Annotated in this window: 22 protein-coding genes; 10 read left to right on the forward strand and 12 right to left on the reverse strand. The window is 69.8% G+C overall.

Annotated features, from left to right (window positions below):
- The first annotated feature begins 9 nt into the window (after positions 1–9).
- The gene (locus AC07V5_RS09490; RefSeq protein WP_495115400.1) at positions 10–1,002 is read left to right on the forward strand and encodes a glycoside hydrolase family protein; all 993 of its coding nucleotides are present in this window, start codon (positions 10–12) and stop codon (positions 1,000–1,002) included.
- Between the two features lies 1 nt (position 1,003).
- Here the strand turns inward: AC07V5_RS09490 and AC07V5_RS09495 are convergent, their stop codons facing one another.
- Entirely contained in the window at positions 1,004–2,464 is a 1,461-nt protein-coding gene (locus AC07V5_RS09495; RefSeq protein WP_495115401.1) for a peptide MFS transporter, read from the reverse strand.
- A 110-nt stretch (positions 2,465–2,574) separates the two neighbouring features.
- Between AC07V5_RS09495 and AC07V5_RS09500 the strand changes: the two genes are divergently transcribed.
- Both AC07V5_RS09500 and AC07V5_RS09505 read left to right on the forward strand, forming a co-directional pair.
- Positions 2,575–5,751 (forward strand): acetyl-CoA carboxylase family protein, encoded by a 3,177-nt coding sequence (locus tag AC07V5_RS09500; RefSeq protein WP_495115402.1) that lies wholly within the window; start codon positions 2,575–2,577, stop codon positions 5,749–5,751.
- Positions 5,751–6,095, forward strand: a complete 345-nt coding sequence (locus AC07V5_RS09505) for a nuclear transport factor 2 family protein (protein WP_495115403.1) — start codon at positions 5,751–5,753, stop codon at positions 6,093–6,095. The genes AC07V5_RS09500 and AC07V5_RS09505 overlap by 1 nt, the downstream gene beginning before the upstream one ends.
- On the opposite strand, the gene AC07V5_RS09510 is transcribed toward AC07V5_RS09505, so the two are convergent.
- Positions 6,092–6,853 carry a cytochrome P460 family protein gene (locus tag AC07V5_RS09510; protein WP_495115404.1) on the reverse strand — a complete coding sequence of 254 codons (762 nt, stop codon included), beginning with the start codon at positions 6,851–6,853 and terminating at the stop codon, positions 6,092–6,094. The genes AC07V5_RS09505 and AC07V5_RS09510 overlap by 4 nt on opposite strands.
- 226 nt (positions 6,854–7,079) lie before the next feature.
- On the opposite strand from AC07V5_RS09510, the gene AC07V5_RS09515 reads away from it, so the two are divergent.
- The 3 genes from AC07V5_RS09515 to AC07V5_RS09525 all read left to right on the forward strand — a co-directional run bounded on the left by AC07V5_RS09515 (position 7,080) and on the right by AC07V5_RS09525 (position 9,089).
- On the forward strand, positions 7,080–7,631 hold the full coding sequence (locus AC07V5_RS09515; protein ID WP_495115405.1) for a DUF3455 domain-containing protein: 552 nt from the start codon (positions 7,080–7,082) through the stop codon (positions 7,629–7,631).
- Between the two features lie 190 nt (positions 7,632–7,821).
- Positions 7,822–8,376, forward strand: a complete 555-nt coding sequence (locus AC07V5_RS09520) for a sigma-70 family RNA polymerase sigma factor (RefSeq protein ID WP_495115406.1) — start codon at positions 7,822–7,824, stop codon at positions 8,374–8,376.
- Complete coding sequence (locus AC07V5_RS09525) at positions 8,373–9,089, forward strand: anti-sigma factor (RefSeq protein WP_495115407.1); 717 nt, start codon at positions 8,373–8,375, stop codon at positions 9,087–9,089. The genes AC07V5_RS09520 and AC07V5_RS09525 overlap by 4 nt, the downstream gene beginning before the upstream one ends.
- On the opposite strand, the gene cfa is transcribed toward AC07V5_RS09525, so the two are convergent.
- The 4 genes from cfa to AC07V5_RS09545 all read right to left on the reverse strand — a co-directional run bounded on the left by cfa (position 9,086) and on the right by AC07V5_RS09545 (position 13,975).
- Positions 9,086–10,264, reverse strand: coding sequence for a cyclopropane fatty acyl phospholipid synthase (gene cfa / locus AC07V5_RS09530; RefSeq protein WP_495115408.1), 1,179 nt, complete (start codon positions 10,262–10,264; stop codon positions 9,086–9,088). The two genes, AC07V5_RS09525 and cfa, sit on opposite strands and share 4 nt — an antisense overlap.
- A gap of 93 nt (positions 10,265–10,357) precedes the next feature.
- Positions 10,358–11,299, reverse strand: a complete 942-nt coding sequence (locus AC07V5_RS09535; RefSeq protein WP_495115409.1) for a 4-hydroxyproline epimerase — start codon at positions 11,297–11,299, stop codon at positions 10,358–10,360.
- Positions 11,296–12,210 (reverse strand): dihydrodipicolinate synthase family protein, encoded by a 915-nt coding sequence (locus AC07V5_RS09540; protein WP_495115410.1) that lies wholly within the window; start codon positions 12,208–12,210, stop codon positions 11,296–11,298. Before AC07V5_RS09540 ends, AC07V5_RS09535 begins: the two co-directional genes overlap by 4 nt.
- Before the next feature lie 49 nt (positions 12,211–12,259).
- Positions 12,260–13,975: a methyl-accepting chemotaxis protein gene (locus AC07V5_RS09545; protein WP_495115411.1), complete on the reverse strand. Its 1,716-nt coding sequence runs from the start codon at positions 13,973–13,975 to the stop codon at positions 12,260–12,262.
- Positions 13,976–14,154: 179 nt separating this feature from the next.
- Here AC07V5_RS09545 and AC07V5_RS09550 point away from each other — a divergent pair, with 179 nt between their 5' ends.
- Together AC07V5_RS09550 and AC07V5_RS09555 are read left to right on the forward strand one after the other, a co-directional pair.
- Entirely contained in the window at positions 14,155–14,718 is a 564-nt protein-coding gene (locus AC07V5_RS09550; RefSeq protein WP_495115412.1) for a hypothetical protein, read from the forward strand.
- Positions 14,719–14,749: 31 nt separating this feature from the next.
- A complete protein-coding gene (locus AC07V5_RS09555; protein WP_495115413.1) occupies positions 14,750–15,244 on the forward strand; it encodes a hypothetical protein in 495 nt (164 codons plus the stop codon).
- Here the strand turns inward: AC07V5_RS09555 and AC07V5_RS09560 are convergent.
- The 6 genes from AC07V5_RS09560 to AC07V5_RS09585 all read right to left on the reverse strand — a co-directional run bounded on the left by AC07V5_RS09560 (position 15,241) and on the right by AC07V5_RS09585 (position 23,173).
- Positions 15,241–17,871, reverse strand: a complete 2,631-nt coding sequence (locus AC07V5_RS09560; protein WP_495115414.1) for a diguanylate cyclase domain-containing protein — start codon at positions 17,869–17,871, stop codon at positions 15,241–15,243. The two genes, AC07V5_RS09555 and AC07V5_RS09560, sit on opposite strands and share 4 nt — an antisense overlap.
- 79 nt (positions 17,872–17,950) lie before the next feature.
- Positions 17,951–19,459, reverse strand: coding sequence for a malonate--CoA ligase (locus AC07V5_RS09565; protein ID WP_495115415.1), 1,509 nt, complete (start codon positions 19,457–19,459; stop codon positions 17,951–17,953).
- A gap of 7 nt (positions 19,460–19,466) precedes the next feature.
- On the reverse strand, positions 19,467–20,417 hold the full coding sequence (locus AC07V5_RS09570; protein WP_495115416.1) for a Bug family tripartite tricarboxylate transporter substrate binding protein: 951 nt from the start codon (positions 20,415–20,417) through the stop codon (positions 19,467–19,469).
- 53 nt (positions 20,418–20,470) lie between these two features.
- Positions 20,471–22,462, reverse strand: coding sequence for a hybrid sensor histidine kinase/response regulator (locus AC07V5_RS09575; protein ID WP_495115417.1), 1,992 nt, complete (start codon positions 22,460–22,462; stop codon positions 20,471–20,473).
- Between the two features lie 60 nt (positions 22,463–22,522).
- Positions 22,523–22,954, reverse strand: coding sequence for a globin family protein (locus tag AC07V5_RS09580; RefSeq protein WP_495115418.1), 432 nt, complete (start codon positions 22,952–22,954; stop codon positions 22,523–22,525).
- Between the two features lie 12 nt (positions 22,955–22,966).
- Positions 22,967–23,173, reverse strand: a complete 207-nt coding sequence (locus tag AC07V5_RS09585; RefSeq protein WP_495115419.1) for a hypothetical protein — start codon at positions 23,171–23,173, stop codon at positions 22,967–22,969.
- 141 nt (positions 23,174–23,314) lie between these two features.
- Here AC07V5_RS09585 and AC07V5_RS09590 point away from each other — a divergent pair, with 141 nt between their 5' ends.
- Positions 23,315–24,043 (forward strand): response regulator, encoded by a 729-nt coding sequence (locus AC07V5_RS09590; RefSeq protein ID WP_495115420.1) that lies wholly within the window; start codon positions 23,315–23,317, stop codon positions 24,041–24,043.
- Between the two features lie 106 nt (positions 24,044–24,149).
- A complete protein-coding gene (locus tag AC07V5_RS09595) occupies positions 24,150–26,393 on the forward strand; it encodes a calcium-binding protein (protein ID WP_495115421.1) in 2,244 nt (747 codons plus the stop codon).
- Positions 26,394–26,441 lie beyond the last annotated feature (48 nt).

A 26,441-nucleotide genomic window follows, 5' to 3' on the forward strand; every position in this document is an offset into this window, starting at 1 on the left:
GAGACATCCATGATGAAGTTGCAAACCCTGCTTGCAGGTTTGCTGCTCGCCGTCACGGGCCTTGCGGCCCGTGCCGCCGACGTGGCACCCGGCGGCTACCTGTTCGCCCACATGACGAACGCCCGCTACGGCGTGCTGCACTACGCCGTCAGCACCGATGGCCTGCATTGGAAGCGCCTGAACAAGGGCAAGGCCGTCAACGAGGACTACCACGGCCATCCCTTCATCGTGCAGGGCGGGGACGGCCGCTACTACCTTGTCGGCAACAAGAGCGACGAGGACGAAGAGATCCGCTTCTGGGTCTCGGACGACCTGGTGAAGTGGACGAAGTTCGGCACCTACAAGCCCGACCTCGCCACCTTTGTCGGCCAGCCGCATCCGCTGCAGCGCATCGGTGCGCCCAAGCTGTTCTTCGACAAGGCGAGCAGCCGCTTCGTGCTGATGTGGCACACGCCCAACGTGCCCGGCTCGCCCGACGACCCCGAGCGCTACTGGGCCAGCCAGCGAACGATGTACGTCACGTCCAGGGACTTGCGCGAATTCGTCGGCCCGCCCAAGCGGCTGTTCGACTGGGACATGGCGACCATCGACGTCTTCCTCGTTGACAACCCGGCCGGTGGCTACTGTGCGGTGGTGAAGGACGAGCGCTTCCCGTCGTACAACTGGACGACCGGCAAGACGGTGCGCATGAGCTGCGGCGCCAACCTGCTCGGGCCCTACCCGGAGCCCGGGCCCTCGCTGAGCCCGGCTTTCCGCGAGGCCCCCACGCTGATCCGCGCCCCCAACGGGGCGGACTGGCTGCTGTACTACGAGCAGTACGCCGGCACCAGCTACGGCCTTTCGATGGCGCCACGGCTGGAAGGGCCCTGGATCGAGGTCTGGGGCAACTCGGGCGTCAAGGAGTGGAACCGCTTCGAGATGCCCGCCACGCTGCGCCACGGCTTCATGATGGCCGTGACAGCCAAACAACTCGAAGCCTTGACCAAGGCCTACCCGGAGTGACTCAGGCGCGCTCGCCGTCGATCAGCTTCCTGAGCCACGGCCGCAGCGCGAACAGCACCGCGCCCGTGATCAGGCTGCCGACGGCCAGCTGCGTGAACAGCGTCGCATAGGCTGCATTCGTCGTCAGCGGCGAGCCGTCCACCGGCTGCGACACCACGCCCGAGAAGTCGCCGGCAAACAGCGAGGCCAGGCCCGTCACCAGCATCCAGCTGCCCATCATCACGCCCTGGTATTGCTTGGGCGCCAGGCGACCGATCATGGCGTAGCCGATGGGTGAGATCAGCAGTTCACCGACCGACTGCAGCACATAGCTGAGGAAGAGCCAGAAGAAGTCTGACTTGCCCGAGCCGTCGGCAAAGTGGATGCCGACGGGCAGCACGAGGAAACCCAGGCCCATCAGCACCAGCGAGGCGGAAAACTGCATCGGGATGTCCACCGGCCAGCCACGCTCGCGCCAGCGGGCGAACAGCCAGGCCAGCAGCGGCCCGCCGATGGCGATGGAGAAGGCGTTGATGTTCTGCACCCACTGCGGCGCCACGGGCACGCCCCAGACGTTCATCAGCACATTGCCCACGGCATAGAGCTGCAGGCCGTTGGGTGCCATCTGATAGAGCGACCAGAACACCAGCGAGCCCGCCGTCAGCACCAGATAGGCCTGCATGCGCTGCTTCTCGGCCCGCACCGGATGGCGCAGCGTCATGACGATCAGGACGACCGCGACGACGGCGCAGAAGGCCTTCATGCCGATGGAGGTGTCGCCGGGCTTCTTGAGCAGCCACACCAGCACGGGCACCAGGCCCACCAGCACGGCGCAGCCGATGGCGAAGCGGCCCCAGAAATCGATACCGCGGCGCTGGGCCAGGGGCGTGCTGCGATCGGCCAGCGTGCGCCAGAAGATCAGCGCCACGACTATTGCCGCGGCGTTGCCCAGGGTCGCGAACCAGAACAGCGACGAGTAGTCCTCGCTGAGCTGGAACACGCCCGACACCGTGAAGCCGATGAAGAAGCCGACGTTCATGCCGGCGTAGTTCCACAGGAAGGCGGCCTCGCGGCGGTTGTCCTCGGGCTTGAAGCGCTGCGTCAGCATCATGTTCACGCAGGTCACGTTCAGGCCGCAGCCGGTCAGGAACAGGGCCATGCCCCAGTACAGGCCTTCCAGGCTGCCGCCCGCGACCGTGCCGCAGCCCAGCACCTGCAACAGCATGCCGCCCACGAACAGGTTGCGGTTGCTCAGGAAACGCCCGCCCAGATAGCCGCCGAACAGATGCAGCCCATAGTTGAAGGCGCCGAACACGCCGGTGATCAGCGCGGCCTGCTCGCTGGTGAAGCCGTGGTGGCGCGTCGTGTACAGCGTCAGCGTGAACTGCAGGACGGCGAAGCCCAGTGTCGCGAAGACCTGGATCAGGAACAGCACCGCAGACCCTTCGGGAATGCGTGCCTGGAGTTGTTGGAGTCGGCTCATGGGGCGCGGATTGTCCGGGCGCGAAGCGAGGTTTCGCCTGGGTGTCATCCCGCGGACAGTGCACGGTCAGCCCGGCGACTAGCATCCCAGCGCCTTCCCCTCGCTTGCCCATGACCGACGCCTCACTCTTCAGAAAAGTTCTCGTCGCCAACCGCGGGGAGGTCGCGCTGCGCGTGGTGCGGGCCTTGTCTGACCTGGGCTTCGCCAGCGTTGCCGTCCATGCGGCCGACGATGGCGCGGTGCTGGCGGACGAGGTCGTGGCGCTGCCCGCCGCCGGGCCGGCGGCCTACCTGGACATCGCCGGCCTCGTGGCCGTCGCGCGCCGCACCGGCTGCGACGCCGTCCACCCCGGCTACGGTTTCTTGAGTGAGCGCGCCGACTTCGCGCAGGCCTGCGCCGCAGCCGGCCTCGTCTTCATCGGTGCCACGCCGGACCAGCTCGCGCTGTTTGGCGACAAGGCCCGTGCGCGCACGCTCGCGCAGCAGTGCGGCGTGCCCGTGCTCGCAGGCAGTGCGGGCGAGGTGACGCTGGCCGAGGCGCAGGCCTTCCTTGCAGCCCAAGGTGGGCAGGGCGTCATGCTGAAGGCCCTTGGCGGCGGCGGTGGCCGCGGCATGCGCGCGGTGCTGGCGGCGGACGAGCTGCCCGCCGCCTTCGAGCGCTGCCGCTCCGAGGCACGCGCGGCGTTCGGCGTCGAGGGCGTCTATGTCGAGCGGCTGATGCGCGGTGCCCGCCACATCGAGGTGCAGTTGCTCGGCGATGGCCATGACGTGGTGGCCCTTGGGGAACGTGACTGCACGCTGCAGCGGCGCTTCCAGAAGCTCGTCGAGATCGCGCCCAGCCCCGTGCTGAACGATGAGCTGCGCGCGCAGCTGACCGACGCCGCGCTGCGCATGGCTCGCGCGGTGGGCTACCTCGGCCTCGGCACCTTCGAGTTCCTCGTTGACTTGGCCGGCGGCGAGTTCGTCTTCATCGAGACCAACGCCCGCCTGCAGGTCGAGCACACCGTCACCGAGGCCGTCACAGGCCTCGACCTCGTGCAACTGCAGATCCAGGTGGCCGCCGGCTGGCGCTTGGCCGAGCTGGGCCTGGCCGAGCCGCCCCAGCCGCAGGGCTTTGCCATCCAGTGGCGCATCAATGCCGAATCCGGCGGGCGGCTGGACCACTTCGACCTGGCCCGAGGCCCCGGCGTGCGGGTGGACACGCACGCCGCTGCCGGCAGCACGCCATCGCCTCGCTACGACAGCCTGCTCGCCAAGCTCGTCGTGTCATCGCCCAGCCCGCGCTTTGCGGGCGTGCTCAGGCGCTCGCAGCGGGCGCTGGCCGAATGCCGCATCGAGGGCCTGGCAACCAATCTGGGCCTGCTGCGCACGCTGGCCCAGCGGCCCGAGCTGGGCGGCACCGGGCTGCACACCGGTTGGCTGGAGCAGCACCTCGCCGAGCTGGCGCCTGATGCGGGCGAGATCGCCGCCGACCCGCAGCAGGTTCGCGCCGCCATGCAGGGCCGCCTGCTGCAGTTCAGCGTCGCCGTTGGCGACCGCGTGGCAGCGGGCGCCGAGCTGGCGGTCGTTGAGGCGATGAAGATGGAGCATGTGCTCGCCGCGCCTCATGCCGGCAGGGTCATCGCGCTGGCCGTCGAGCCGGGGCAGTTCGTCGACGCGTGGCAGTTGCTGCTGACGCTGGAGCCGGTGGAGGCCGAGAGCGCCGTGGCTGCCGAGGCGACAGCGCAAGACCCCGATCGCATCCGCCCGGACCTGCAGCGCCTGGTCGATCGCACCGCCTTCACCCTCGATACCGCCCGCCCCGACGCCATCGCCAAGCGCTACGCCCAGGGCTTGCGCACGGCGCGCGAGAACATCGCCGAGCTGTGCGATGAGGGCAGCTTCATCGAGTACGGCGCGCTGGCCGTGGCCGCCCAGTCGCGCCGCCGCACGCCGGAAGACCTGATCGCCAACACGCCGGCCGACGGCATCGTGACCGGCATTGGCGCCGTCAACGGCCGCGACTTCGGCGAGGAGAAGTCGCGCACGGTCGTCATGGCCTATGACGCGACCGTGCTGGCTGGCACGCAGGGCGCGCGCAACCACGCCAAGACCGACCGCATGCTGGGCATCGCGGCCGAGCAGCAACTGCCCGTCGTGCTGTTCGCCGAAGGCGGCGGTGGGCGGCCGGGCGACACCGACATGCCCGTCGTCGCCGGCCTGCATGTGCCGACCTTCGCAAGCTATGCGGCGCTGTCGGGCCGCGTGCCCGTCGTCGGCATCGCGGCCGGGCGCTGCTTTGCCGGCAACGCGGCGCTGCTGGGCTGCAGCGACGTCATCATCGCCACCCGCGCCAGCAACATCGGCATGGGCGGCCCGGCGATGGTGGAGGGCGGTGGGCTGGGCGTCTTCAAGCCCGAGCAGATCGGCCCGTCGACCGTGCAGCACGCGAATGGCGTCATCGACGCGCTGGTGGACGACGAGGCCGCAGCGGTCGCGGCAGCGCGCCACTACCTGTCCTTCTTCCAGGGACGGCTCAGCGCCTGGACGGCGCCCGCCGCGCGTCGGCTGCGCGAGGTCGTGCCCGAGAACCGCCTGCGCGTCTACGACAGCCGGGCCGCGCTGCCGGCCCTGTTCGACGAAGGCAGCACGCTTTTCCTGCGCACCGGCTTTGGCGCCGGCATCCACACGGCGCTGGCCCGCCTCGAGGGCCGGCCGGTGGGCGTGCTGGCCAGCAACCCGCTGCACCTCGGTGGCGCCATCGACGCCGACGCGGCCGACAAGGCCGCCCGCTTCATGCAACTGTGCAATGCGCATGGCCTGCCGCTGGTCAGCCTCATCGACACGCCGGGCTTCATGGTCGGGCCCGACGCGGAGACGCAGGCGCAGGTGCGGCACGTGAGCCGCCTCTTCGTCACGGCCGGCGCGCTGCGCGTGCCCTTCTTCGCCGTCGTGCTGCGCAAGAGCTACGGCTTGGGCGCGATGGCGCTGGCGGCGGGTGGCCTGCACCGGCCGGTGTTCACCATCGCCTGGCCCACCGGCGAGTTCGGCGCGATGGGGCTGGAAGGCGCTGTGCGGCTGGGTTACCGCAAGGAGCTGGAGGCGCTGCCGGAAGGCGCGGAGCGCGAGGCGCTGTTCAAGCGCCTGGTTGCGCAGCAGTACGCCAACGGCGAGGCCGTCAACCTGGCCGCCACGCTGGAGATCGACGCGGTCATCGACCCCGCCGACACGCGCGCCTGGCTGGCCCGCGGCCTGGCCTCGGCGATCATCCGGCCTCTGGACAACCACCGCTTCGTGGACACCTGGTGATGACAGCCCGACTCGATCTCGTACACGCCTACCTGGCCGCCTACGCCGCCCGCGACCTCGCCGCCGTGGAGGCCCTGTTCGCCGACGCGATCACGCTGCGCGACTGGAAGATCCGCGTCGTCGGCAAGGCGGCGGCCCTGGCCGAGACGCGCAAGAACTTCGAGTCGGTGGAGAGCCTGGCCATCGACGTGCTGGCCGCCTACGAGAGATCCGGTGGCGCGGCTGCCGAGCTGAAGATCGTCATCAACGACCGCGACACGATCTACGTCGTCGACGTGTTCGACTTCGACGCGGACGGGCGCATCGCCGCCATCCGCGCCTACATCGGCCGCGGGGACGACTAAGGCGCCGCGCCCTTCAGGGCTGCCAGCGTGAACAGATAGCTGTCCGCCGCCTTGGGCTGGTGGCAGGCCAGGCAGCGCGGCTGCTGCAGGGCCAGGCGCGGCGTGCCGTCCGCGCCCCAGACGCCGTAGTTCCAGTTGCCATTGCGCAGCAGCGGCGGGATGGCCTCGCCCCAGCCGGCACGGGTCTCCATGCCGACGTAGGTCTTGACGGCACCGGGCGTCCAGCGGCTGTCGGCACCGATCTGCGGCGTGTAGTTCACCGACAGCAGGACGGAGCCTTCGGGCATGGGCTTGCCGGCGCGCGCCGCATCGACGGCGGCGCGGTTGGCGTAGCGGATGGTCAGCGTCTTGTTGGCCTCGTCCTGCTCACGCTTGTATTCGACGAAGGCCTGCGGGAAGTCCTTGGGCAGCGTCATGGCCGACACGGTGGCGGCGTGCGGCGCCGTGGCGGTGGCATCGGCTGGCGCGGGCGGCAGGCTGCTCCAGTAGGCGGACAGCGCCTTGATGTCGTCGGGCGTCAACTGCGCGGCCATGGCGGCCATCAGGTCGTTCTTGCGCGTGCCGGCCTTGAAGGCCTCCAGCTGGCGGGCCAGGTACGTCGCTTTCTGGCCGGCGAGGTTGGGAATGTCCGGCGCGATGCTGACGCCTGCGGCGCCATGGCAGGCTTGGCAGGTCGCGACCTTGGCCGGCGGCGCCTCGGCCAGCACGGCTGTGCCCGCCAGGGCGAGAGCGGGCAGCAACAGACGGATGCGGGGCATGGCGGCTCCTGGGAGGCTTTTGGGGCTTTTGGGGCTTTTGGGGCTTTTGGGTCTTTGGGGGCAGGGGCCATGCTGCGCGCAACCCGGCGCCGCGGCCACCAGGAAAGCCCCAGGCAGGGCGCTGGAATATTTTTTTGAGGCCCTGCATCCAAAGGCCCGGCTGGTGGCTAGTGAGAGGGTGAGCTGCGGCCACATCCCGTGTTCCACCCCCTTCTGGAGATTCAACATGCACAAGATTGCCCCGACCGCCCTGATCCTCGCGACCGTGCTCGGCCTGGCCGCCTGCGCCAACATGGCGCCGCCCGCACCCGTGTTCAGCCAGGCCGCCCTGCCGGACGCCGTCAAGGTGCCGGCCGGCCACCGGGTGGCGATGGAAACGGTCGGCGTGGGTGAGATCACCTACGAGTGCCGCGCCAAGGCCAACGCCGCGGGTGTGTTCGAGTGGGTGTTCGTCGGTCCCAAGGCCGACCTGAACAGCCGTGCCGGCGCCAAGCAGGGCACGTACTTCGGCCCGCCAGCCACCTGGGCGTCCAACGACGGCTCGCGCATCACCGGCACGCAGGTGGCCGTGGCGCCGGCCATGCAGGGCAGCATCCCGCTGCAGCTCGTCAAGGCCAACCCGGCTTCCGGCCCCGGCGCGATGCTGGACGTGACCTACGTGCAGCGCGTGGCTACTCAGGGCGGCGTGGCGCCGGCGCTGCCCTGCGACGCGGCCGCCATGGGCCGCAAGGAAGTGGTCAAGTACCAGGCCGACTACATCTTCTGGAAAGCAGCCTGATGACATGAGGCCCCTCGTCCAAGGAGTACCTTGGCCGGTCCCCCGAGGGGACGGCGATGCTCGCCGGATCGACCGGCAAGCACATCGCCCAAGACGGGCCGGCTTGGGAGCGGCCCGGCGCTCGGCCCGCAAAGCGGGTCGCTCGACGCCGGGTAGAGTCCACACGGACTTGACCCCACCCCAGCCGCCCTTGCCCACCACGCCATCGACGTTCGACTATGAAGCCGCGCTGCTGGCCTGCGCGCGTGGCGAGCGCTTTGCGCTGCGCGCGCTGTACGAACGCGAGGCACGTTGGCTGCTGGGCGTGGCGCTGCGCATCGTGCGCGACCGCGAGCGCGCCGAGGACGTGTTGCACGACGCTTTCGTGCAGGTCTGGGAGCACGCGGCCAGCTTCCAGCCCGCGCTGGGCTCGGCGCGCGGCTGGATCTACACCGTGGTGCGCCACGCGGCACTGAAAGCCGTGCGCGAGCCCGGCCGCCTGCAGGTAATGGACGTGACGGAGCTGACCGCCTTGTCCGACGCGCAGCAGCGCGACGAGCCCGTGGACGACGGCCGCGGGCTCGACGCCGACAGTCTGGAGCGCTGCCTGCAGCGGCTGGACGCACCGCGCCGCGCCTGCGTGGTGCACGCTTTCGTCGATGGCTACACGCACGAGCAGATCGCCGCGCGGCTGAACACGCCGCTGGGCACGGTCAAGTCGTGGATCAAGCGCAGCTTGGCGAGCCTCAAGGAGTGCCTGGCGTGATCGACCTGCGCGACCCCCTCGAGCGTGACGCGGCTGCCGGCGAGTATGTGCTGGGCACCCTGAGCGCCGACGACCACGCCTCCGTGGATGCCGCGCTGCCGGACGACGCTGCGTTGCGCGCCGACGTGTACGCCTGGCAGGACAGCCTGCTTTCGCTCAGCGCCCAGGCGCCTGCCGCCGAACCGACGGGCTCGGTCTGGACGCGCCTGTCGCGCACGCTGGACAGCCGCCTGCCACCGCGCAAAGTCGCCGAGGCCCGCCCACCGTGGTGGCAAGGCCTGCGCTTCTGGCAAGGCCTCAGCGCGGTCGGCGCGGCCGCGTCGCTGCTGCTGGCGCTGCGGCTGCTCGCGCCGCTGCCGGCAGCGGACGGCGCTCGCTACGTGGCGCTGCTGGAGAGCCCGGACGAGCGCCATGTGGCCGGCTGGGTGGTTGAAGTGCAGGCGGGCGGCGCGCTGCGCCTCGTGCCGGTGGGCGACACGCCGCCCGTGCCGCCCGGCCGGGCGCTGCAGTTCTGGACCAAGGCGCAAGGTGCGGCGGGCCCCACCTCGCTGGGCCTGGTGCGTGCTGGCCAGACGGTGGAAATGCCGGTGTCACGCCTGCCCGCCGTGGGCGCGCAGCAGCTGTTCGAGATCACGCTGGAGCCCGAGGCCGGTTCGCCCATCAGCAAACCCACCGGTCCCATCCTGTTCGTGGGTCGCACCGTCGCGCTCTAAGGCCGGAAGGAACGATAGGCGCCGCGCCGCTCCGGCCGGCTCAGCACCAGTTGCCAGAGCTGGCCCTGGCGCGAGCGGAAGAAGCCGGCGCAGCTCAGCAGGTAGTAGCGGAACATGCGCCGGAAGCCCTCGTCGTAGCGGGCCGCCAGGCGCGGCCAGGCGGCCTCGAAGCGTTCGGCCCAGCTCATCAGCGTGCGGTCGTAGTCGGGGCCGAAGTTGTGCCAGTCCTCGACGATGAAGCGGCCTTCGACGGCGCCGGCCAGTTCGACGGGCGAGGGCAGCTTGCCGTTGGGGAAGATGTAGCGCTCGATCCAGGGGTCGGTGTGCGGCGTTCGCCGGTCCACGCCGATGCTGTGCAGCAGGAAGAGGCCGTCGGGCGCGAGCAGGCGGCGGGCGGTGTCGAAGTAGGCGCCGTAGTTCTTCTGCCCCACGTGCTCGAACATGCCGACCGACACGATCTTGTCGAAGCGACCCTGCAGCGACCGGTAGTCCTGCAGCAGCAGCGTGACGGGCAGGCCTTCGCAGCGCGCCTGGGCCAGGGCCAGTTGCTCCTTGCTGACGGTGATGCCGGTGACGCGCACGCCATGGTGCTCGGCCGCATGGCGCGCCAGCCCGCCCCAGCCGCAGCCGATGTCCAGCAGCGTCTCACCGGCTTTCAGCTCGAGCTTGCGGCAGATCATCGCCAGCTTGTCCGCCTGGGCCTGCTCCAGGTCCTCGGCATGGGCCCAGTAGGCGCAGGAATAGATCATGCGCGAGTCCAGCATGGCCTCGAAGACGTCGTTGCCGGCGTCGTAGTGGTGCTCGCCCACCTGGCGGGCGCGGGCCTCGCTCTGCAGGTTGAACAGGCGCTGGCGCAGGCTTTCCAGCAGCAGCCTAAGCCTGGCGCTGGCGGGGGCGGTGCGGTCGAGATTGGCGCGGATGAGGCGCTCGAACATCATGTCCAGGCGCTCGCAGTCCCAGTCGCCGTCGACATAGGCCTCACCGGCACCCAGCGACCATTGCGACAGGATGCGGCGGTAGGTGCGTGCGTCGTTGACCCGCATGTCCCAGGGCCGCGTGCCGTTGATCTGCACGTCGGCGCGAGCGAGCAGTTCGCGCAGCACGGGCGGTGGCTGCGGCGCTGATTGCGGCTTGGGCCCTTCGGGCCGGGACAGGGTGGCTTGCTCCGACGGCATGCGCAGCGACTCCTTCCAGCAACGCTGCCAGTTTGCCGCTGCGGCCGCCGCGTTGCAGCCCCAAATTTCAATCCCCGCGATAGCGCAGGTGAATCAGGCCGGAAGTCCCCAGCCGAAAGGGTCATCTGGCTCGATCAGCAGGGTCGCCTCGGCGGTCATGAAGGCTTGCCCACGGATGGTGGGCACGATGCTGGCGCCGTCGCGCTCGTACCAGCCCTCGAAGACGCTGCCGATGACGCTGGCCTGGCGCCAGACTTCGCCGGCGGCCAGCTTGCCCGCCGCGGCCAGGCAGGCCAGCTTGGCGCTGGTGCCCGTGCCACAGGGCGAACGGTCGTACTGGCGGCCGGGGCAGAGCACGAAGCTGCGCGAGTCGGCCAGGGCCGGGTCGACGTCGGCGAACAGTTCGATGTGGTCGATGACGGCGCCGTCCGCGCCGCGGTGGCCTTGCTCGTGCAGCGCCTGGCCCAGCATCGCGGCGTAGTCGGTCAGCGCGGCCACGTGGGCGGGTGCGACGGGCTGGGCGTGGTCGGCGCACAGGAAGAACCAGTTGCCGCCCCAGGCGATGTCGCCGGTCACCGTCTGGCCGGTGGGCAGTTCGACCGTGACGCCGGTGGCCAGCCGGTAGGCCGGCACGTTGCGCACGCTGACCCGGCCGTCCTGGTGCAGCGTTGCCAGCACATTGCCGACCGGCGTCTCGACGACATGCTCGCCCGGTGTGATGCGGCCCAGGTGGGCCAGCGTCGCGATCAGGCCGATGGTGCCGTGGCCGCACATGCCCAGATAGCCGGCATTGTTGAAGAAGATGACGCCGGCCGTGTGGGCCGGGTCCTGCGGCGGGCAGAGCAGGGCGCCGACGAGGACCTCGCTGCCGCGCGGCTCCAGCAGCGTGGCGCGGCGGTAGCGGTCGTGCTCGCGGGCCAGCCGCTCGCGCTTCTCGGCCATCGTGCCGGAGCCCAGGTCGGGGAAACCGGCGATGACGACGCGTGTCGGCTCGCCGCCGGTGTGCGAGTCGATGATCTGGATGCGCTGCGTCATGGCTGCGATTGGCAATGCGCCGGCCGCGTCGCCAGGGCCTTGGCTACCAGGGCTTCGATGTGTTCCCGCTCCGCGCCGATGACGGGCAGCCGCGGGCGGCGCATGTGCTCGGTGCCCACGCCCACCAACAGGTCGATGAGCTTGAGGTTCTGCACCAGCTTGGTCGACACGCCCAGGTGCAGCAGCGGCGTCATCCAGCGGTAGATGGCGCGCGCCTCGTCCCAGCGGCCTTCCTGCATCAGGTTGAACAGCGCCACCGTCTCGCGCGGGAAGGCGCAGCCCACGCCGGCCAGCAGCCCGTCGCAGCCCAGGGCCAGGCCCTCGAAGGCCAGGTCGTCCACGCCCATGAAGAGCTGGTAGCGGTCGCCCAGCAGGTTGCGCAGGTCGGTGATGCGGGTCACGTCGCCGCTGCTTTCCTTGATGGCCGCGATGTGCTCGCAGTCAGCCAGTTCGGCGAAGTGCTCGGGCTTCAGGTCCACCCGGTAGGCCACCGGGTTGTTGTAGACCATCAGCGGCCGCTGGGCCGCGCTGGCGTAGGTGCGCACGTTGGCCATGGCCTCGCGTGCGTCGGCCACGTAGATGACCGAGGGCATGACCATGTAGCCCGCCACGCCGAGCGCGTTGGCGCCCTCGATGAAGCGCAGCGCCTCGCGCGTGCTGGTTTCGGACACGGTGGCCAGCACCGGTACGCGGCCGTTGGCTGCATCGAGTGCGCAGCGCGCGACGGCGAGCTTCTCGTCCAGCGCGAGGGTGCTGGCCTCGCCCAGCGAGCCGCAGCAGACGACGCCGTGGATGCCGTTGCGGATCTGGAAATCGATGTGGCGTGCCGTGCCTGTGAAGTCGAGGCTTTCGTCGGCATGGAACTTGGTCGTGACGGCGGGGAAGACGCCGCGCCAGGGAACGGTCTGCATCGTTGGGGCTCCTGGGTTTGGAGGCCCCATGTTCGCTCAATAACAGGCCCTAGAAGGACGCCCACTCGTCGTCCGCGGCGGCGGCAGGCGCCGCGGGTGCAACGCGCGCCACGGCCGGTGCGAGCCGGGGCTTGGCTGGCGCCTTGGCAACGGTGGCGGGCTTGGACTTGGGCGCGGCGGCTTTCGTCGGCTTAGCCGGCTTTGGCTCGGCCGCCACCGCGTCCAGCTTGAAGGACGCGACCGTCTCGGCCAGTTGCTTGGCCTGGGCGCTCAGGCTCTCGGCCGCCGCTGCGCTTTCCTCGACGAGGGCGGCGTTCTGCTGCGTGACCTGGTCGAGCTGGTTGACGGCATCGCCGACCTGGCCGATGCCCTTGCTCTGCTCGCCGCTGGCGGCGCTGATCTCGTTGATCATGTCGGCCACGCGCCTGACCTGGCCCACCACCTCGCCCATCGTGCGGCCGGCCTCGCCGACCAGCCCGTTGCCGGCCTCCACGCGCTCGACGCTGGCGCCGATCAGCGTCTTGATCTCGCGCGCCGCCTCGGCGCTGCGCTGGGCCAGCAGGCGCACCTCGCCGGCCACGACGGCGAAGCCGCGGCCCTGCTCGCCGGCGCGGGCTGCTTCCACAGCGGCGTTCAGCGCCAGGATGTTGGTCTGGAAGGCGATGCCGTCAATGGTGCCGATGATGTCGCCGATCTTCTTGGAGCTGGTGGTGATCTGCGCCATCGTGTCGACGACCTGGCCCATGACCTGGCCGCCGGTCTCGGCGACGCGGGCGGCGCTGTCGGCCAGTTGGGCGGCTTGGCGGGCGGTGTCGGTGTTGTGCTTGACGGTGGCGCTCAGCTCTTCCATCGACGCCGCTGTCTGCTGCAGGTTGCTGGCCTGTTCCTCGGTGCGCTGGCTGAGGTCTGCGTTGCCCTGGGCGATCTGGCCGCTGGCGGTGGCCACGCTGTCGGCATTGCCACGCACCGAGCGCACGATGCCCACCAGCGAATCGTTCATGCGCTGCAGCGCGCCGAGCAGTTGGCCGGCTTCGTCCTTGCGGTCGATGTTCAGGCGCAGGCGGAGGTCGCCGCCGGCCACCGTCTCGGCGGCGCTGACGGCCTGCTGGATCGGCGTCACCACCGACCGGGTGATCAGCAGCGCCATCGCGGCGCCGATGGCCACGGCGGCCACAGCGGCCACCACGACGGCAATGGCCGCGAAGTCCACCGTGTCGTCGGCTGTCTTGGCAGCCTGGTGCATCAGCTCCTTCTGGAAGTCGATCAGCGTCTCCAGCGCCTTGAAGTACTGGACCTGCAGGTTCTGGGTCTCGCCGAGCAACAGGTCGCGCGCCGCTTCCGTCTCGTCCTTCACGCCCAGGTCGATGACCTTGCGCACCGAGGCAACGAACCGGGTGCGCTCCTGCAGGGCCGCTGCCATCAGCTGGCGGCCGCGCTCGGACTTGATGCTGGCATCGAGTTTCTCGAACACCTCTGCGTTCGCCTTGGCCACGGTGTCGACGACAGCCAGCTCCTTGCGCTTGGCCTCCGCGTTGGGCAGCAGCAGCACGTTGCGCACAGATTGCGCCGTCAGGTTGACGTTGTCCTTGATCTGCTCGATCTGCTGGACCTTGACGATGCGGTCGTTGACCATCATCTCCAGTTCGTCATTGACCCGGATCAGTGCCGTGCGCGCATAGGCGGCCATCAGCACGGTGAAGGCGATGGAGATCGCGAAGGCGAAGCCGAGGCGCCGGCCGATGCGGAGGTTGGTGAGGAGGTTCATCCGTGAGGCTCCCTTGGGTTGATGCGGCGTAACGCGTCGGTCACGCGACAGGTTGCGCATCGTGGCTCTCAGGGCATGCGCTGTGTGCGAGTCTGTGCCATTCTGTTGACTCAGCGCAAGGCGCGTTTGTGCACTAATGACGCAGCGAAGGCACACGGAGTACGGAGATGGGAAGCGATGTGAGTTTGAGCGACAGGGTGCTGGCCCTGGTGACGGAGCCCCCCGAGGCTGGTTGCGTGCCCAGCCCGCGCCCGGCCGATGCCGCGGCGCGGGCCATCGAGAGCGCAGCCACCAAGGCGGCCCTGGCGGCCGGCACGCTGGCCCTGCCGCCCGGGCCGCTGGGCTGGGCCACCATCGCGCCGGAGATGCTGGCCGTCTGGCAGATCCAGCGCCAGCTCGTGGCCGATATCGCGGCGCTCTACGGCCGCAGCGCCGAGCTGGGCCCCACGCAGATGCTGTGGTGCCTGTTCCGCCACACGGCCGCGCAGGCGCTGCGCGACCTGTCGGTGCGCGTCGGCGAACGCTTCATCGTGCGCCCGGCCGCCCAGGTCCTGCTGCAGCGCGTGGCCGAGGCCATCGGCATGCACCTGGGCAAGAAAGCGGCGAGCCGGGTGCTGTCGCGCTGGGTGCCGCTGGTCGGCGCTGCCGGCGTCGGCGCCTACGCCTGGTGGGACACCCGCCAGGTCGGCCGCGCGGCGCTGCAGCTGTTCGAGAGCGAGCAGGTGATCGACAACCCTGTGTAACTTTTGCGTCCAGCCGTTTGATACTCGGCGCATGCAACTGCCGGCCATTCTCGACATCGAGGCCTCGGGCTTCGGCCGCGGCAGCTATCCCATCGAAGTCGGCTTCTGCACCGCCGAGGGCGCGCTGTTCTGCGGCTTGGTCGTTCCGGAGCCCGAATGGCTGCACTGGGACGAGGGCGCCGAAGCCCTGCACGGCATCAGCCGCGAGCTGCTGCGCCGCCACGGCCGGTCGGTGCGCTGGATGGCCGAGCAGCTCAATGCCCGCCTCGCGGGCCAGACCGTCTACTGCGACGGCTGGGGCCAGGACTACCCCTGGCTGGCGCGCCTGTACGACGCCGCGGGCCTGCGGCAGAACTTTCGCCTGGACGATCTGCGCCTGTTGCTCAGCGAGGCCGAGGCCCCGCGCTGGCGAGGTGTCGTCGACACCGTGCGCCAACGCCAGCGCCTGACCCGCCACCGCGCCAGCAGCGACGCGCGCGTGCTGCAGCTGGCGCTCAGCCAGATCAAGAACGGCGTGGCGGCCTAGATCACACCACCGCGCCAGCAGCCGCGGCCGGCGCGCTTGGCTTCGTAGAGGCTGGCGTCGGCGCTGGCCACCAGCGCCTCCAGTTCCACGGCGCCCGCCGTCGCGACGCAATAGCCGATGCTGACGCCGATCTCCAGCTCCAGCTCGCCGATGTGATACGGCGTGCTGAGCACGTGCAGCAGCTTGTTCGACACGGTCGCGGCGTCGCTCGGCTCGTGCACGTGCGGCAGCAGCACGGCGAACTCGTCGCCACCCAGGCGCGCCACCAGGTCGGCCGGGCGCAGCGCGTGGCGCAGGCGCAGGGCAACCGCCTTCAGCAGCGCGTCACCGGTCGGGTGGCCGTGCAGGTCGTTGACGGGCTTGAACCGGTCCAGGTCGAGGTAGAGCAGGCCCAGACGCTGGCCCGGCGGTGCGGCCAGCACGCCGCGCGCGCCCTCCTCGAAGCCGGCGCGGTTGAGCAACTGGGTCAGTGCGTCGGTCTGCGAGGCCAGCCGCAAGCGCGCCTCCTCGCGGCGCGCCTCGGTCACGTCCACTTCGATGGCGATCAGGCCTTCGATCTTGCCGCTCTGCACGCGCAGCGGCGCGTACTGCACGTCGAAGCTGCGGCTGTCGCGTTCGCTGCCGTCGGCAATGTCCAGGCGCTGCGTGTCGCCGGCCAGCGCGCTGGCGATCAGCGGCGCGCGCACAGCGTAGTCCTGCGTTCCGAACAGCTCGGCCAGCGGCCGGCCGACCCAGTCCTTGAGTTCGACACGGCGTTGCTCCTCAAAAGCCGCGTTGAAGAAGATGACCCGCGCCTCGGTGTCGCCGACAAGGAACTGCGCGCGCGCCGTGTGGGCGACGGCCAGCAGCATGGCTTCGCTGCGCTCGCGCTCGCGCTGGGCGCGCAGTTGCTCGGACATGTCGCGCAGGATGACCGAGACGGTCTCGATGCGGCCGCGTACGTCGCGGTGCATGATGACGAGGCAGTCCATCGGCACCCGCGTGCGGCCAAGCTCCAGGCCGATGCGGCCGCGCCAGTGGCCCTCGCGCATGGCCTCGGGCAGCACCAGCTTCTCGTAGAGGTCCAGCTGCTCGGCCGAGAAGTAGTCGGCGATATGGGAGTCGTCCAGCGGCGCATCCGCCGCCATGCCCAACCGCACCCTGGCCGCGGGGTTCAGGTAGGTCACCTGGCCCTGCTCGCTGGCCTGGCAGACGAAGTCGGGCGTCATGTCGAAGATGGCCGTCAGCGTCTGTCGGGCCTTCTCCTGCTCGCCGCGCTCGGTCACGTCCTCGACGGTGCCGGCCTGGCCGGCGACCTTGCCGTCGAAGAACAGCGGCGCCGTGCGCACGGAGATCCAGCGAATGCGGCCGTCGTCGCCGCGCTTCATCTTGCGCACCATGTCGATGGGCTCGCCATGGGCCATCTGGTGCTTCCAGCGCTGGATCAGCATGTCGCGCTGCTCGGGCTGCACGAGAGTGGTCCAGCCCCACTCGATGTCTTCGCGCCTGAGGCCATGCACGCGCAGATAGCTGTCGTTGACGTAGACGATGCGGCCGGTCTCGTCGGTGCGGAACAGGCCAAGCGGCATCGCGTTGCTGGTGGCCTGCAGCGTGGCCTCGCGCAGCCGCGCGGCGCGCTGCAGCAGGTGGAGCCAGCGGGCCAGCAGGATCAGGCCCAGCGTGACGGCGCCCGCCAACACCAGCACCAGCGTGCGCTGCCGCCAGTGGGAGACGAGGGCCGCCTCCTCGGTGCCCGACAGCATCAGTTTGACGTTGAAGTCGGGCAGCGTGACGAAGGCCCCGATGCGCGGGCGACCGTCGCTCGCCGCGCCGCTGCTGGCAAAGAAGCCCTCGGCATCGCTGAGCTCGCGGCGCGCGGCCGGGAACTGCTCGAAGAGGTTGCGGCCGACGAAGCCCGGCGCCTCCGGCCGGCGCGACAGGGCCAGGCCGTCGCCGCGCAGCATGACGAGGGAAGCCGGCGGTATGGGCACGAACAGGCCCTGCGCATCCTGCAGCCGCTGCATGTCGACCAGGGCCACGGCGAGGGTGTAGTCGTCGAGCGGCCGCGACAGCCGCATCAGCATCGGCAGGTGCAGCCGGCCGTCGTCGTTTGGGCCACCTAGGCGCAGCGGCAGGCCGACGGCGAAGCCCTCGGGCACGATGCCGGCGAACTGGTCGAAGGCGGCCGTGCCGGCGATGCTGGCGTCGTCGTCGCCGGGCGCCGACTGCAGGCGGCGCACCTTGCCGCTGGACGACACGAGGACGATGTCGACGAGCTTGCGAGAGCCGCTGCGCACGGTGTCGGCGAACTGGGCCAGCGCGGCGTCGTCTCGCGCCCGGTCGTCGCGCCGGTTCAGCACCCAGAGGTCGACGCCGCGCAGCGCGCTTTCCGCCTGGCGCAGCACGGGCTCGGTCTGCATCGCAACGGCGCGCACGCCGGAGGCGAGTTCCTCGCGCTGCCGGGCCAGCAGCTCGCGCGGCTGCTCGACGACATACCAACCCACCAGGGCCCAGATCGTCAGGATGACGGAGCCGAAAGCCAGCGCCGGTGCCAGCAGCAAGGCGCGCTCGCGCCCGCGGCGGCGGCGCGCCAGGCGCAGGGGCTCGGCTTCGGGCGGCGGTTCAGCGGTCGGGATTGCGGCGCTCATCGGCGGCTGGGGTTGCGGTTCATTGTGCGCCGCGAGGCGTCGCCGGCGAACGTTTTTCGGCAGTCGGCGCCGGCGCCAATCAACGGGTGAACAGGCCGGCCTGCTGCTCGCGCAGCAGCTTCTTCTGCACCTTGCCCATCGCATTGCGCGGCAGCTCCGCCGCGACGATGACGCGCTTGGGCACCTTGAAGCCGGCGATGCGGGCCTTCAGCGCCTTGATCAGCGCTTCGGCGTCCGGCAGGTCGGCGCCACGTGGCGTGACGACGGCGACCACGGCCTCGCCGAAGTCCGGGTGCGGCACGCCGATGACGGCCGACTCGCCGACGCCCGGCAACTCGTTCAGGAAGCCCTCGATCTCCGCAGGGTAGACGTTGAAGCCGCCGCTGATGATGAGGTCCTTGCTGCGGCCGATCAGCGTCAGGTAGCCGCCCGCATCCACGCGGCCGACGTCACCGGTCTTGAACCAGCCGTCCGCCGTGAACTCCTCGGCCGTCTTCTCCGGCATCTGCCAGTAGCCGCTGAACACATTCGGCCCGCGCACCTGCACGTGGCCGATCTCGTCCACCGCGCAGGGCTGGCCCGCGTCATCGACGATGCGCAGCCCCACGCCGGGCAGGGCCGGGCCGACGGTGCCGCCGATGCGTTCACCATCCTGCGGCTTGCAGGGGTTGGAGGTCAGCATCAGCGTCTCGCTCATGCCGTAGCGCTCCAGGATCAGGTGGCCGGTGCGGGCCTGCCAGTCGCGCCAGGTCTCGATGAGCAGCGGCGCGGAGCCGCTGATGAAGAGGCGGATGTGGCGGGTGTCCAGGTGCTTTTCCTGCAGCAGCCGCACGTAGAGCGTGGGCACGCCCATGAAGACGGTGGCCTCGGGCAGGCGGCGCGCCACCGCGGCGGCGTCGAACTTGTTGAACCACAGCATCTTGCTGCCGTTCAGCAGGGCGCCGTGCGAGGCGACGAAAAGGCCGTGCACGTGGAAGATGGGCAGGGCGTGCAGCAGCACGTCGTTCGGCTGCCAGTCCCAATGAATTTTCAACGTCTCGGCGTTGGACAGCAGATTGCCGTGGCTGAGCATGGCGCCCTTGCTGCGCCCGGTCGTGCCGCTGGTGTACAGGATGGCGGCGAGATCGCCCGCCTCGCGCGGCACGGGTTCGTGCACGTCGCTCATCTGCACGGCGCGGTCCAGCAGCGTGCCGCTGCGGTCGTCGTTCAGCGTGAACACCCAGCGCACGCCGCGCTGGAAGGCCAGCTTGCTGACCCAGCCGAAGTTCTTGCCTGCGCAGACGACGACGCCCGGCGCCGCGTCCTGGATGAAATGCTCCAGCTCGCTGGCCTGGTAGGCCGGGTTCAGCGGCAGGTAGACGAGGCCGGCGCGCAGCACGGCCAGATACAGCAGCAGACCCTCGACGCTCTTGTCCGTGTGCACGGCGACGCGGCTGCCGGCGGGCAGGGCGAGCTGGCCCAGCCAGTTGGCCAGCATCGCGCTGCCGCGCTCCAGGTCGCGCCAGGAATAGAGGGCGCCATCGGCGTCGATGGCGGTGGTGCCCAGGTCGGCCGGGAAGCCGGCGCGCAAAGCCGAGTACAGATTCATCTTGGCGTCAGTCCAGCTTGGCCCCAGAGCGCTTCACCACCTCCGCCCAGCGCTTGATCTCCGCGCTGACGAACTGACCAAAGGCGTCGCCGTAGAGGTTGGGCGTCTCGGCGCCCAGGCCGTGCCAGATGTTGCGGATGTCGTCCGTCGCATAGGCCTTGCGCAGTTCGGCCTGCATCACGGCGATGGCTTCCTTGGACGTGCCCTTGGGCGCCCACAGGCCGTACCAGGTCGACACCTCGTAGCCCGGCACGCCGGCTTCCGCCGCGGTCGGCACATCGGGGAAGCCGACGGCGCGCTGCTTGCCGGCCACGGCCAGCGCCCTGATGCGCCCGCTCTTGATGTGGGTGGCCGAGGAGCCCAGGCCGTCGAACATCAGGTCCACCTGGCCGGCGATCAGGTCCTGCAGGGCCGGGCCGGCGCCGCGGTAGGGGATGTGTGTGATGAAGGTCTTGGTCTGCAGCTTGAAGAGCTCGCCGGCCAGGTGGTGGGAGGTGCCGTTGCCGGCCGAGCCGTAGTTGAGCTTGCCGGGCTTGGCGCGCACGGTGGCGAGCAGGCCCTTGAGGTCGGTCACCGGCACCTGGCCCGGGTGCACGACGATGACCTGGGGCACGCTGGCCAGCAGCGCGACGGGGATGAAGTCGTCCTCCAGCCGGTAGTCCAGCTTGGGGTACATGGACGGCGCGATGGTGTGGTGAACCGCACCCATGAAGAAGTTGCTGCCGTCCGGCGCCAGCTTGGCCGCGATGGTGGCGCCCACGGTGCCGCCGGCGCCGCCCTTGTTGTCGATGAGGACCTGACGGCCCATCTGCTTGGTCAGCAGGGCCGTCAGCGGCCGGGCGAAGGCATCGGTGCCGCCGCCGGCGGGGAAGGGCACGATCCAGGTGTAGGGCTTGTTGCCTTGGGCCTTTGCGAGCCACGGGCTCAACAGCGCAGGCAGCAGGGTGCGTCGCTTCATCGGCTTGTCTCCGTCAGTTTGTGCCGGCGATTATGGGCGGCTGAACGGTGTCTTCAGGGCTGTAGAAGCGCGGTGATGCGGGCTAGCAGTTCTGGCTTGGAAAAGGGCTTGTTGAGGCTGTCGCAGCGCGCCTCCTGCAGGAACTGGCGGGCGATGGGCGACAGCGTGTCGCCGGTGACGAAGAGCATGCGCCGGGCCAGCGCCGGGTGGCGTGCCTTGACCTCGCGCCAGAGCTGGGCACCGTCGATGTCGGGCATGTGCAGGTCGCTGACGATGGCGTCGAAGCGCGCCTCGGCCAGCATGGCCAGCGCAACCGCGCCGGACTCGGCCGTCATGACCTCGTAGCCGGCGCCGGACAGCATCTCGCCGATGAGCTCGGCGATCTCGGCCTCGTCGTCGACGATGAGCAGCCGGGCGCTGCACTCGTCGGTCTCGGGCAGGGGTGCGGGCTCGGTCTCGCTCACTTCGGGTTCGCCGCTGACGGGCAGCTGCAGGCAGAAGCAGGCGCCGCTGCCGTCGTCCTGCAGCGTGAGTTCGCCGCCGTGGTCGCGTGCGATGGAGCGCGACACGGCCAGGCCCAGGCCTGTGCCCACGCCTTCGCTCTTGGTCGTGAAGAAGGGCTCAAAGATGCGCTCGCGCAGCTCGGGCGCGATGCCGGAGCCGTTGTCGCGCACGCGCATCCAGACGCGCGGCGTGCGGCGCCGGTCGCCGTCGGTCATGGGGGCGACGCCGGTGGATACGGTGAGGCGGCGGCCATGGTCGCGCGCTCCCAGGGCCTGCTGGGCATTGACGATGAGGTTGAGCACGATCTGGCCGACCTGGTCGGCATCGGCCTTGACGGGCGGCAGGCCCGGCAGCAGGTCCAGCGTGACGGCGATGCCGTGGCTGCGCAGCACATAGCCCAGCATGTCGACGGCGGCCGTGGCGAGGTCGTTCAGCGCCACCTCGCTGCGGTTGGCCGGCCGGCTGCGCGCCATGTTCAAGAAGGTGCGCACGATGCGGCCGCAGCGCTCGGCGGCCTCGTGGATGCGCTGGGCGTCGGTGGCACGCGGGTCGCCGCTCATCTTCTCGGCCAGCAGGGCCGCGCGGCCCATGACGATGGACAGCGGGTTGTTCAGCTCGTGGGCCACACCCGCCAGCAGGCTGCCCATGGCCGTCAGCTTCTCGCTCTGGCGCAGGGCCTCGCGCTGGCGCTCGATCTCGCTCTGCGCCGTCTGGCGCTCGGACAGGTCGAACAGCGAGGCCGTGTAGAAGGCCTGGCCGCCCACGTCGGTGCGCCACAGCACCATCTCCACCGGAAACTCGCTGCCGTCGGCGCGCAGGGCGGGCATCTCGACGCGCTGGCCCATCACGCGCCGCTCGCCGCCGGCCGTGACGCGGGCCATGCCGGCGTCATGCGCGGCGCGCAGCCGTGGCGGGATCATGACCTCGGACACCAGGCGGCCCACGGCCTCGTCGCGTGCCAGGCCGAACATGGCCGCGGCCGCCGGGTTGAACTCGACGATGCGGCCGGTCTCGTCCGTGGACACCAGCGCCACCATCGCGTGGTCGAAGATGGAGGACTTCAGCGCCTCGCTTGCCTGCAGCTCGTCAACCTTGGCCGACAGCTCGGCGTCGCGCAGCTTGAGCTCGGTCAGGTCCAGGCTGATGGCGATGGTGGCCTGGGGCACGCCGTCGCGGCAGTCCACCGGCACCAGGTGCTCGCGCATGTAGCGCCGGCCGACGCCGGCCAGCTGGGTCCAGCCCTCCCAGGCGACGGTCTCGCCGGTGGACAGGCGCTGGCGCACCGCCGTGTAGGCCGCGTAGGCGATGTCGCCCAGGATGCGGCCGATGGGCTGGGTCAGCACCTGCTTGGGGTGCAGGCCGGTGAACTTGAAGAACTCGTGGTTGGCCCAGACGAGGCGCTCGTTCACGTCGATGACGACGACGCGGGCCGGCACGGCCGCCAGCAGCTGGCCGAGCAGCGGCAGCGTGGCCTTGAGCACGCCGCTGAGCTCGCCGACGCCGGCATCCGGTGCGGGGTGAAACAGGAAGTCATCGGTCATCGCTGCGCTCTCCAGAGCTCTCCAGAGCCCTCCCTTTGGCGCGGCCGATGATAAAGACGCTCACGCGGCCATGGACTCGGCGGGCGTGGCGGCACCTTCCTGCATGGTCTGCGCGACATGGCCGTACATCGTCGTCCAGGCCTCGCGCACCTCGGCCGTGAAGCCGTCGCCCAGGCCGGCGGCCAGGGTGTCCAGCAGTGCGGCGCCGACGCTGGCGTAGTGGGCCTCGGCGACGCCGTAGCCGGTGTGGCGCTGGCCGAGCTTGAGCAGCACGGGGCGCAGCGAGGCCGGGCGGTCCAGCAGGTCGATGGCGGCGCTCATCATCTGCATCAACCGGGCGCCCTGTTCGCCCATGTCACCGCCGCGGAAGAGCGCGCGCAGCGCCGGGTCGCGGGCAAAGAGCTGGGCGTAGAAGGCCTCGGCCACCGTGGCGGCCAGGGGCTTGAGCGGCTGGAAGCTGCTGCGGATCAGGTCGATCTGTTGCGGGGTCATGGCGGGGGCCTTTCAGAGTTGACGCCAGGCGTCGGCGACGGGGGCGAAGACGCACAGCAGCGGCAGCGCCGCGAACAGCATCTCCAGGGGGCGCCAGCCAGCGGCGGGCGGGGCGGTGTCGTCAAGGCCCTCAAGGTCTTCGGCGAAAGCCTCGCTGCGGTAGGTGACGAACATGGTGTCGGGCCAGTCGGTGTCGGGGTTGTCGCTGCGGTAGTTCATGGGGTTGCTCCTTGTCGGTGAACGTACTGTCGGCGGCCACCGTTTCAGTACCGCTTCACGGCGTGGCCTCTGTGTTGCGTTTGTTTCAGCCCCGCGCGGCCAACCCCTGAAACAACGCCGGCCTGCCTATCATTCGTCGCCATGCCAGACACCAAGCCCACCGTGATGCTCGTCGACGACGAGCCCGAACTGCGTGCCCTGCTGGCCGAGTACTTCGGCCGCAACGGTTTCGACGTCATGCAGGCCGAGGACGCCGCCGCTGCCCGTGCCCAGGTGGCCGAGCGCGTGCCCGACGTGGCCGTGCTCGACATCAACATGCCCGGCGAGAACGGCCTGTCCCTGGCCCGCGCGCTGCGCGAGGCCCACCCGCGCCTGGCCGTGCTGATGCTGACGACGGCCGGCGAGGCCATCGACCGCATCGTCGGCCTGGAAGTGGGCGCGGACGACTACATCGCCAAGCCCTTCGAGCTGCGCGAGCTGCTGGCCCGCGTGCGCGCCGTGCTGCGCCGCCTGCAGGTCACGGCCGCGCCGGCGCCTGTCGAGCCCGACCCCGAACGCGTCGCCTTCGGCCTTTGCGAGCTGGACATGGCCCAGCGCAAGCTGTTCGGCACCGACGGCGCCGAGATCGACATCACGGCCGCCGAGTTCGACCTGCTGGCCCTGTTTGCCCGCCACCCCAACCGGCCGCTGAACCGCGACCAGATCATGGAGCAGGCCCACAACCGCGGCTGGGACGTGTTCGACCGCAGCATCGACCTGCGCGTCATGCGGCTGCGCCGCAAGGTGGAGCGCAACCCCGACAAGCCGGAGGTCATCAAGACCGTGCGCAACGTCGGCTATGTCTACGTGCCTGCCGCCGGAAACCAATGAAACCGGGCAGCGCCGCTTTTGAAGCGGCGCTGATACGTGCGCTTTCGAGACTGTGAAACGTCAGCCCCCAAGCCGGGGCGACCCAACACATCTCAAGGAGCACGTCATGCAAAAGTCCCTCAAGCCCGTCATCGGTTTCCTCGATGAAGGCATCCTTTCCTCCACGATCGAAACGGTCATGTTCACCAGCGCGGTGGACGGCCAGCCGGTGACGGCCGCGCGTTCGATGACTACCTTCGACCTCAGCGATTCCATCGACGAGGTCTTCGGCACGGCGCAGGCCGACGCCATCTTTGCCGAGGCCGGCGACGACAAGGTCAACGGCGGCGCCGGTGACGACTACATCGACGGCGGCGCCGGCATGGACACCCTCTACGGTGGCGACGGCAACGACCACCTCTTTGGCGGCGCGGGCAGCGACTGGCTGCAGGGCGACGCCGGCAACGACGTGCTGTCTGGCGGCGTGGGCAGCGACTTCATGCTGGGCGGCACGGGTGACGACTTGTTCATGGTCTGGGACGCGGGTGACGTGGTCACCGAGTACGCGGGCCAGGGCAACGACACCGTCATGAGCCGCCTGGCCAGCTATACGCTGGGCGCCAACGTCGAGAACCTGATTGCCGACCCGGCGCTGGCCAACGTGCCGGTGACCTTCACCGGCAATGCGCTGAACAACCGCATCAGCGGCTCGGCCGGCAACGACTTCCTTTACGGCGGCGCCGGCAACGACCAGCTCGACGGCAAGGCCGGCGTGGACATCATGTTCGGCGGCACCGGCAATGACTTCTACCGTGTCGAGAACGCCAGCGACCGCACCATCGAATACGCCGGCGAGGGCACGGACAGCGTCACCGCGACGCTGAACTGGGCGCTGGACCAGAACGTCGAGAACCTGTACTTCGAGAACACCGCGCCCTACGCCAAGAACTTCATCGGCTACGGCAACGAGCTGGACAACAAGATCATCGGCGCCAACGGCGGCGACGCCCTGTACGGCTTCGGCGGCAACGACTACATCGACGGCGGCGACGGCCTCGACGAGCTGTTCGGCGGCACGGGCGACGACGTCTACGTCATGGACAGCGACTTTGACTTCATCACGGAGAACGCCAACGAGGGCAACGACAGCGTGCGCAGCAACATCGCCGACCTCTACCTGCAGCAGAACATCGAGAACCTGGACTTCTACGTCAGCGTCGTCAACGGCCAGATCGTGGGTGCCAGCAGCTTCATCGGCCGCGGCAACACCGGCGACAACCGCATCACCGGCTGGGAGCTGAACGACACGCTGTACGGCAACGACGGCAACGACACCCTCTACGGCCTGGGCGGCGCCGACACGCTGGACGGCGGCAACGGCAACGACTGGCTGGACGGCGGCAGCGGCGCCAACACGCTGATCGGCGGCGCTGGCAACGACCTCTATGTGCTGAACGACGACCAACTGGACACCGTCGTCGAGGCGGCCGGCGGCGGCGTCGACGTGGTCTGGACCCGTGACGCGACGACGACGCTGGCCGCCAACGTGGAGGACCTGCGCTTCATCGGCAGCGGCAGTACCTTCAAGGGCAATGGCAACGCGGGCGACAACCAGATCTTCGGTGGCGCCAGCCAGAAGAACACCCTCTTTGGCGATGCCGGCAACGACAAGCTGGTGGGCGGCAGCCAGGACGACTGCCTGAACGGCGGCACGGGCGCCGACACCATGAGCGGCGGTGCCGGCAACGACGGCTATGTGGTCGACAGCCTCTGGGACACCGTCGTGGAGAACGCCGGCGAGGGCTTCGACACCGTCACCAGCCTGCTGGACAACTACACCCTGACCAGCAACGTCGAGGTGCTGAGGTTCGAGACCAGCGCCAACTGCATCGGCGTTGGCAACGACGGCAACAACTTCATGGTGGGCGACGTCGGCAACGACCAGCTGTTCGGCAAGGCCGGCGACGACGTGTTGTACGGCGAGGAAGGCAACGACCGCCTGGACGGCGGCACCGGCAGCAATTCGCTGTACGGCGGCACCGGCAAGGACGTCTTCGTCTTCCGCCAGGCCGTGGTCGGCGAGGTGCAGACCGTCCGCGACTTCGTCAAGGGCGAGGACAAGATCGACTTCTCCGCCATCGACGGCAACGCCGCGCTGGCCGGCGACCAGCAGCTCGCGTTCTCCTTCAACGGCAGCTTCGTTGGCGGCGGCCAGGGCAGCTTCTACGTTGAGAAGGCGCCCTACCAGGGCAGCGGCAGCTACGAGACCTGGGTGCACGTGGACGCCAACGGTGACGGCCAGCTTGACCTGAACGTGCTGCTGACCGGCAACAGCCATTACTCGCTGTCGATCAGCGACTTCGGCCTGTAACGCTCGCGTCCTGACAACAAATGAAACCCGGCGCGAAGCCGGGCTGAA

The sequence above is a fragment of the Roseateles sp. GW821-FHT02E12 genome, assembly GCF_059421665.1.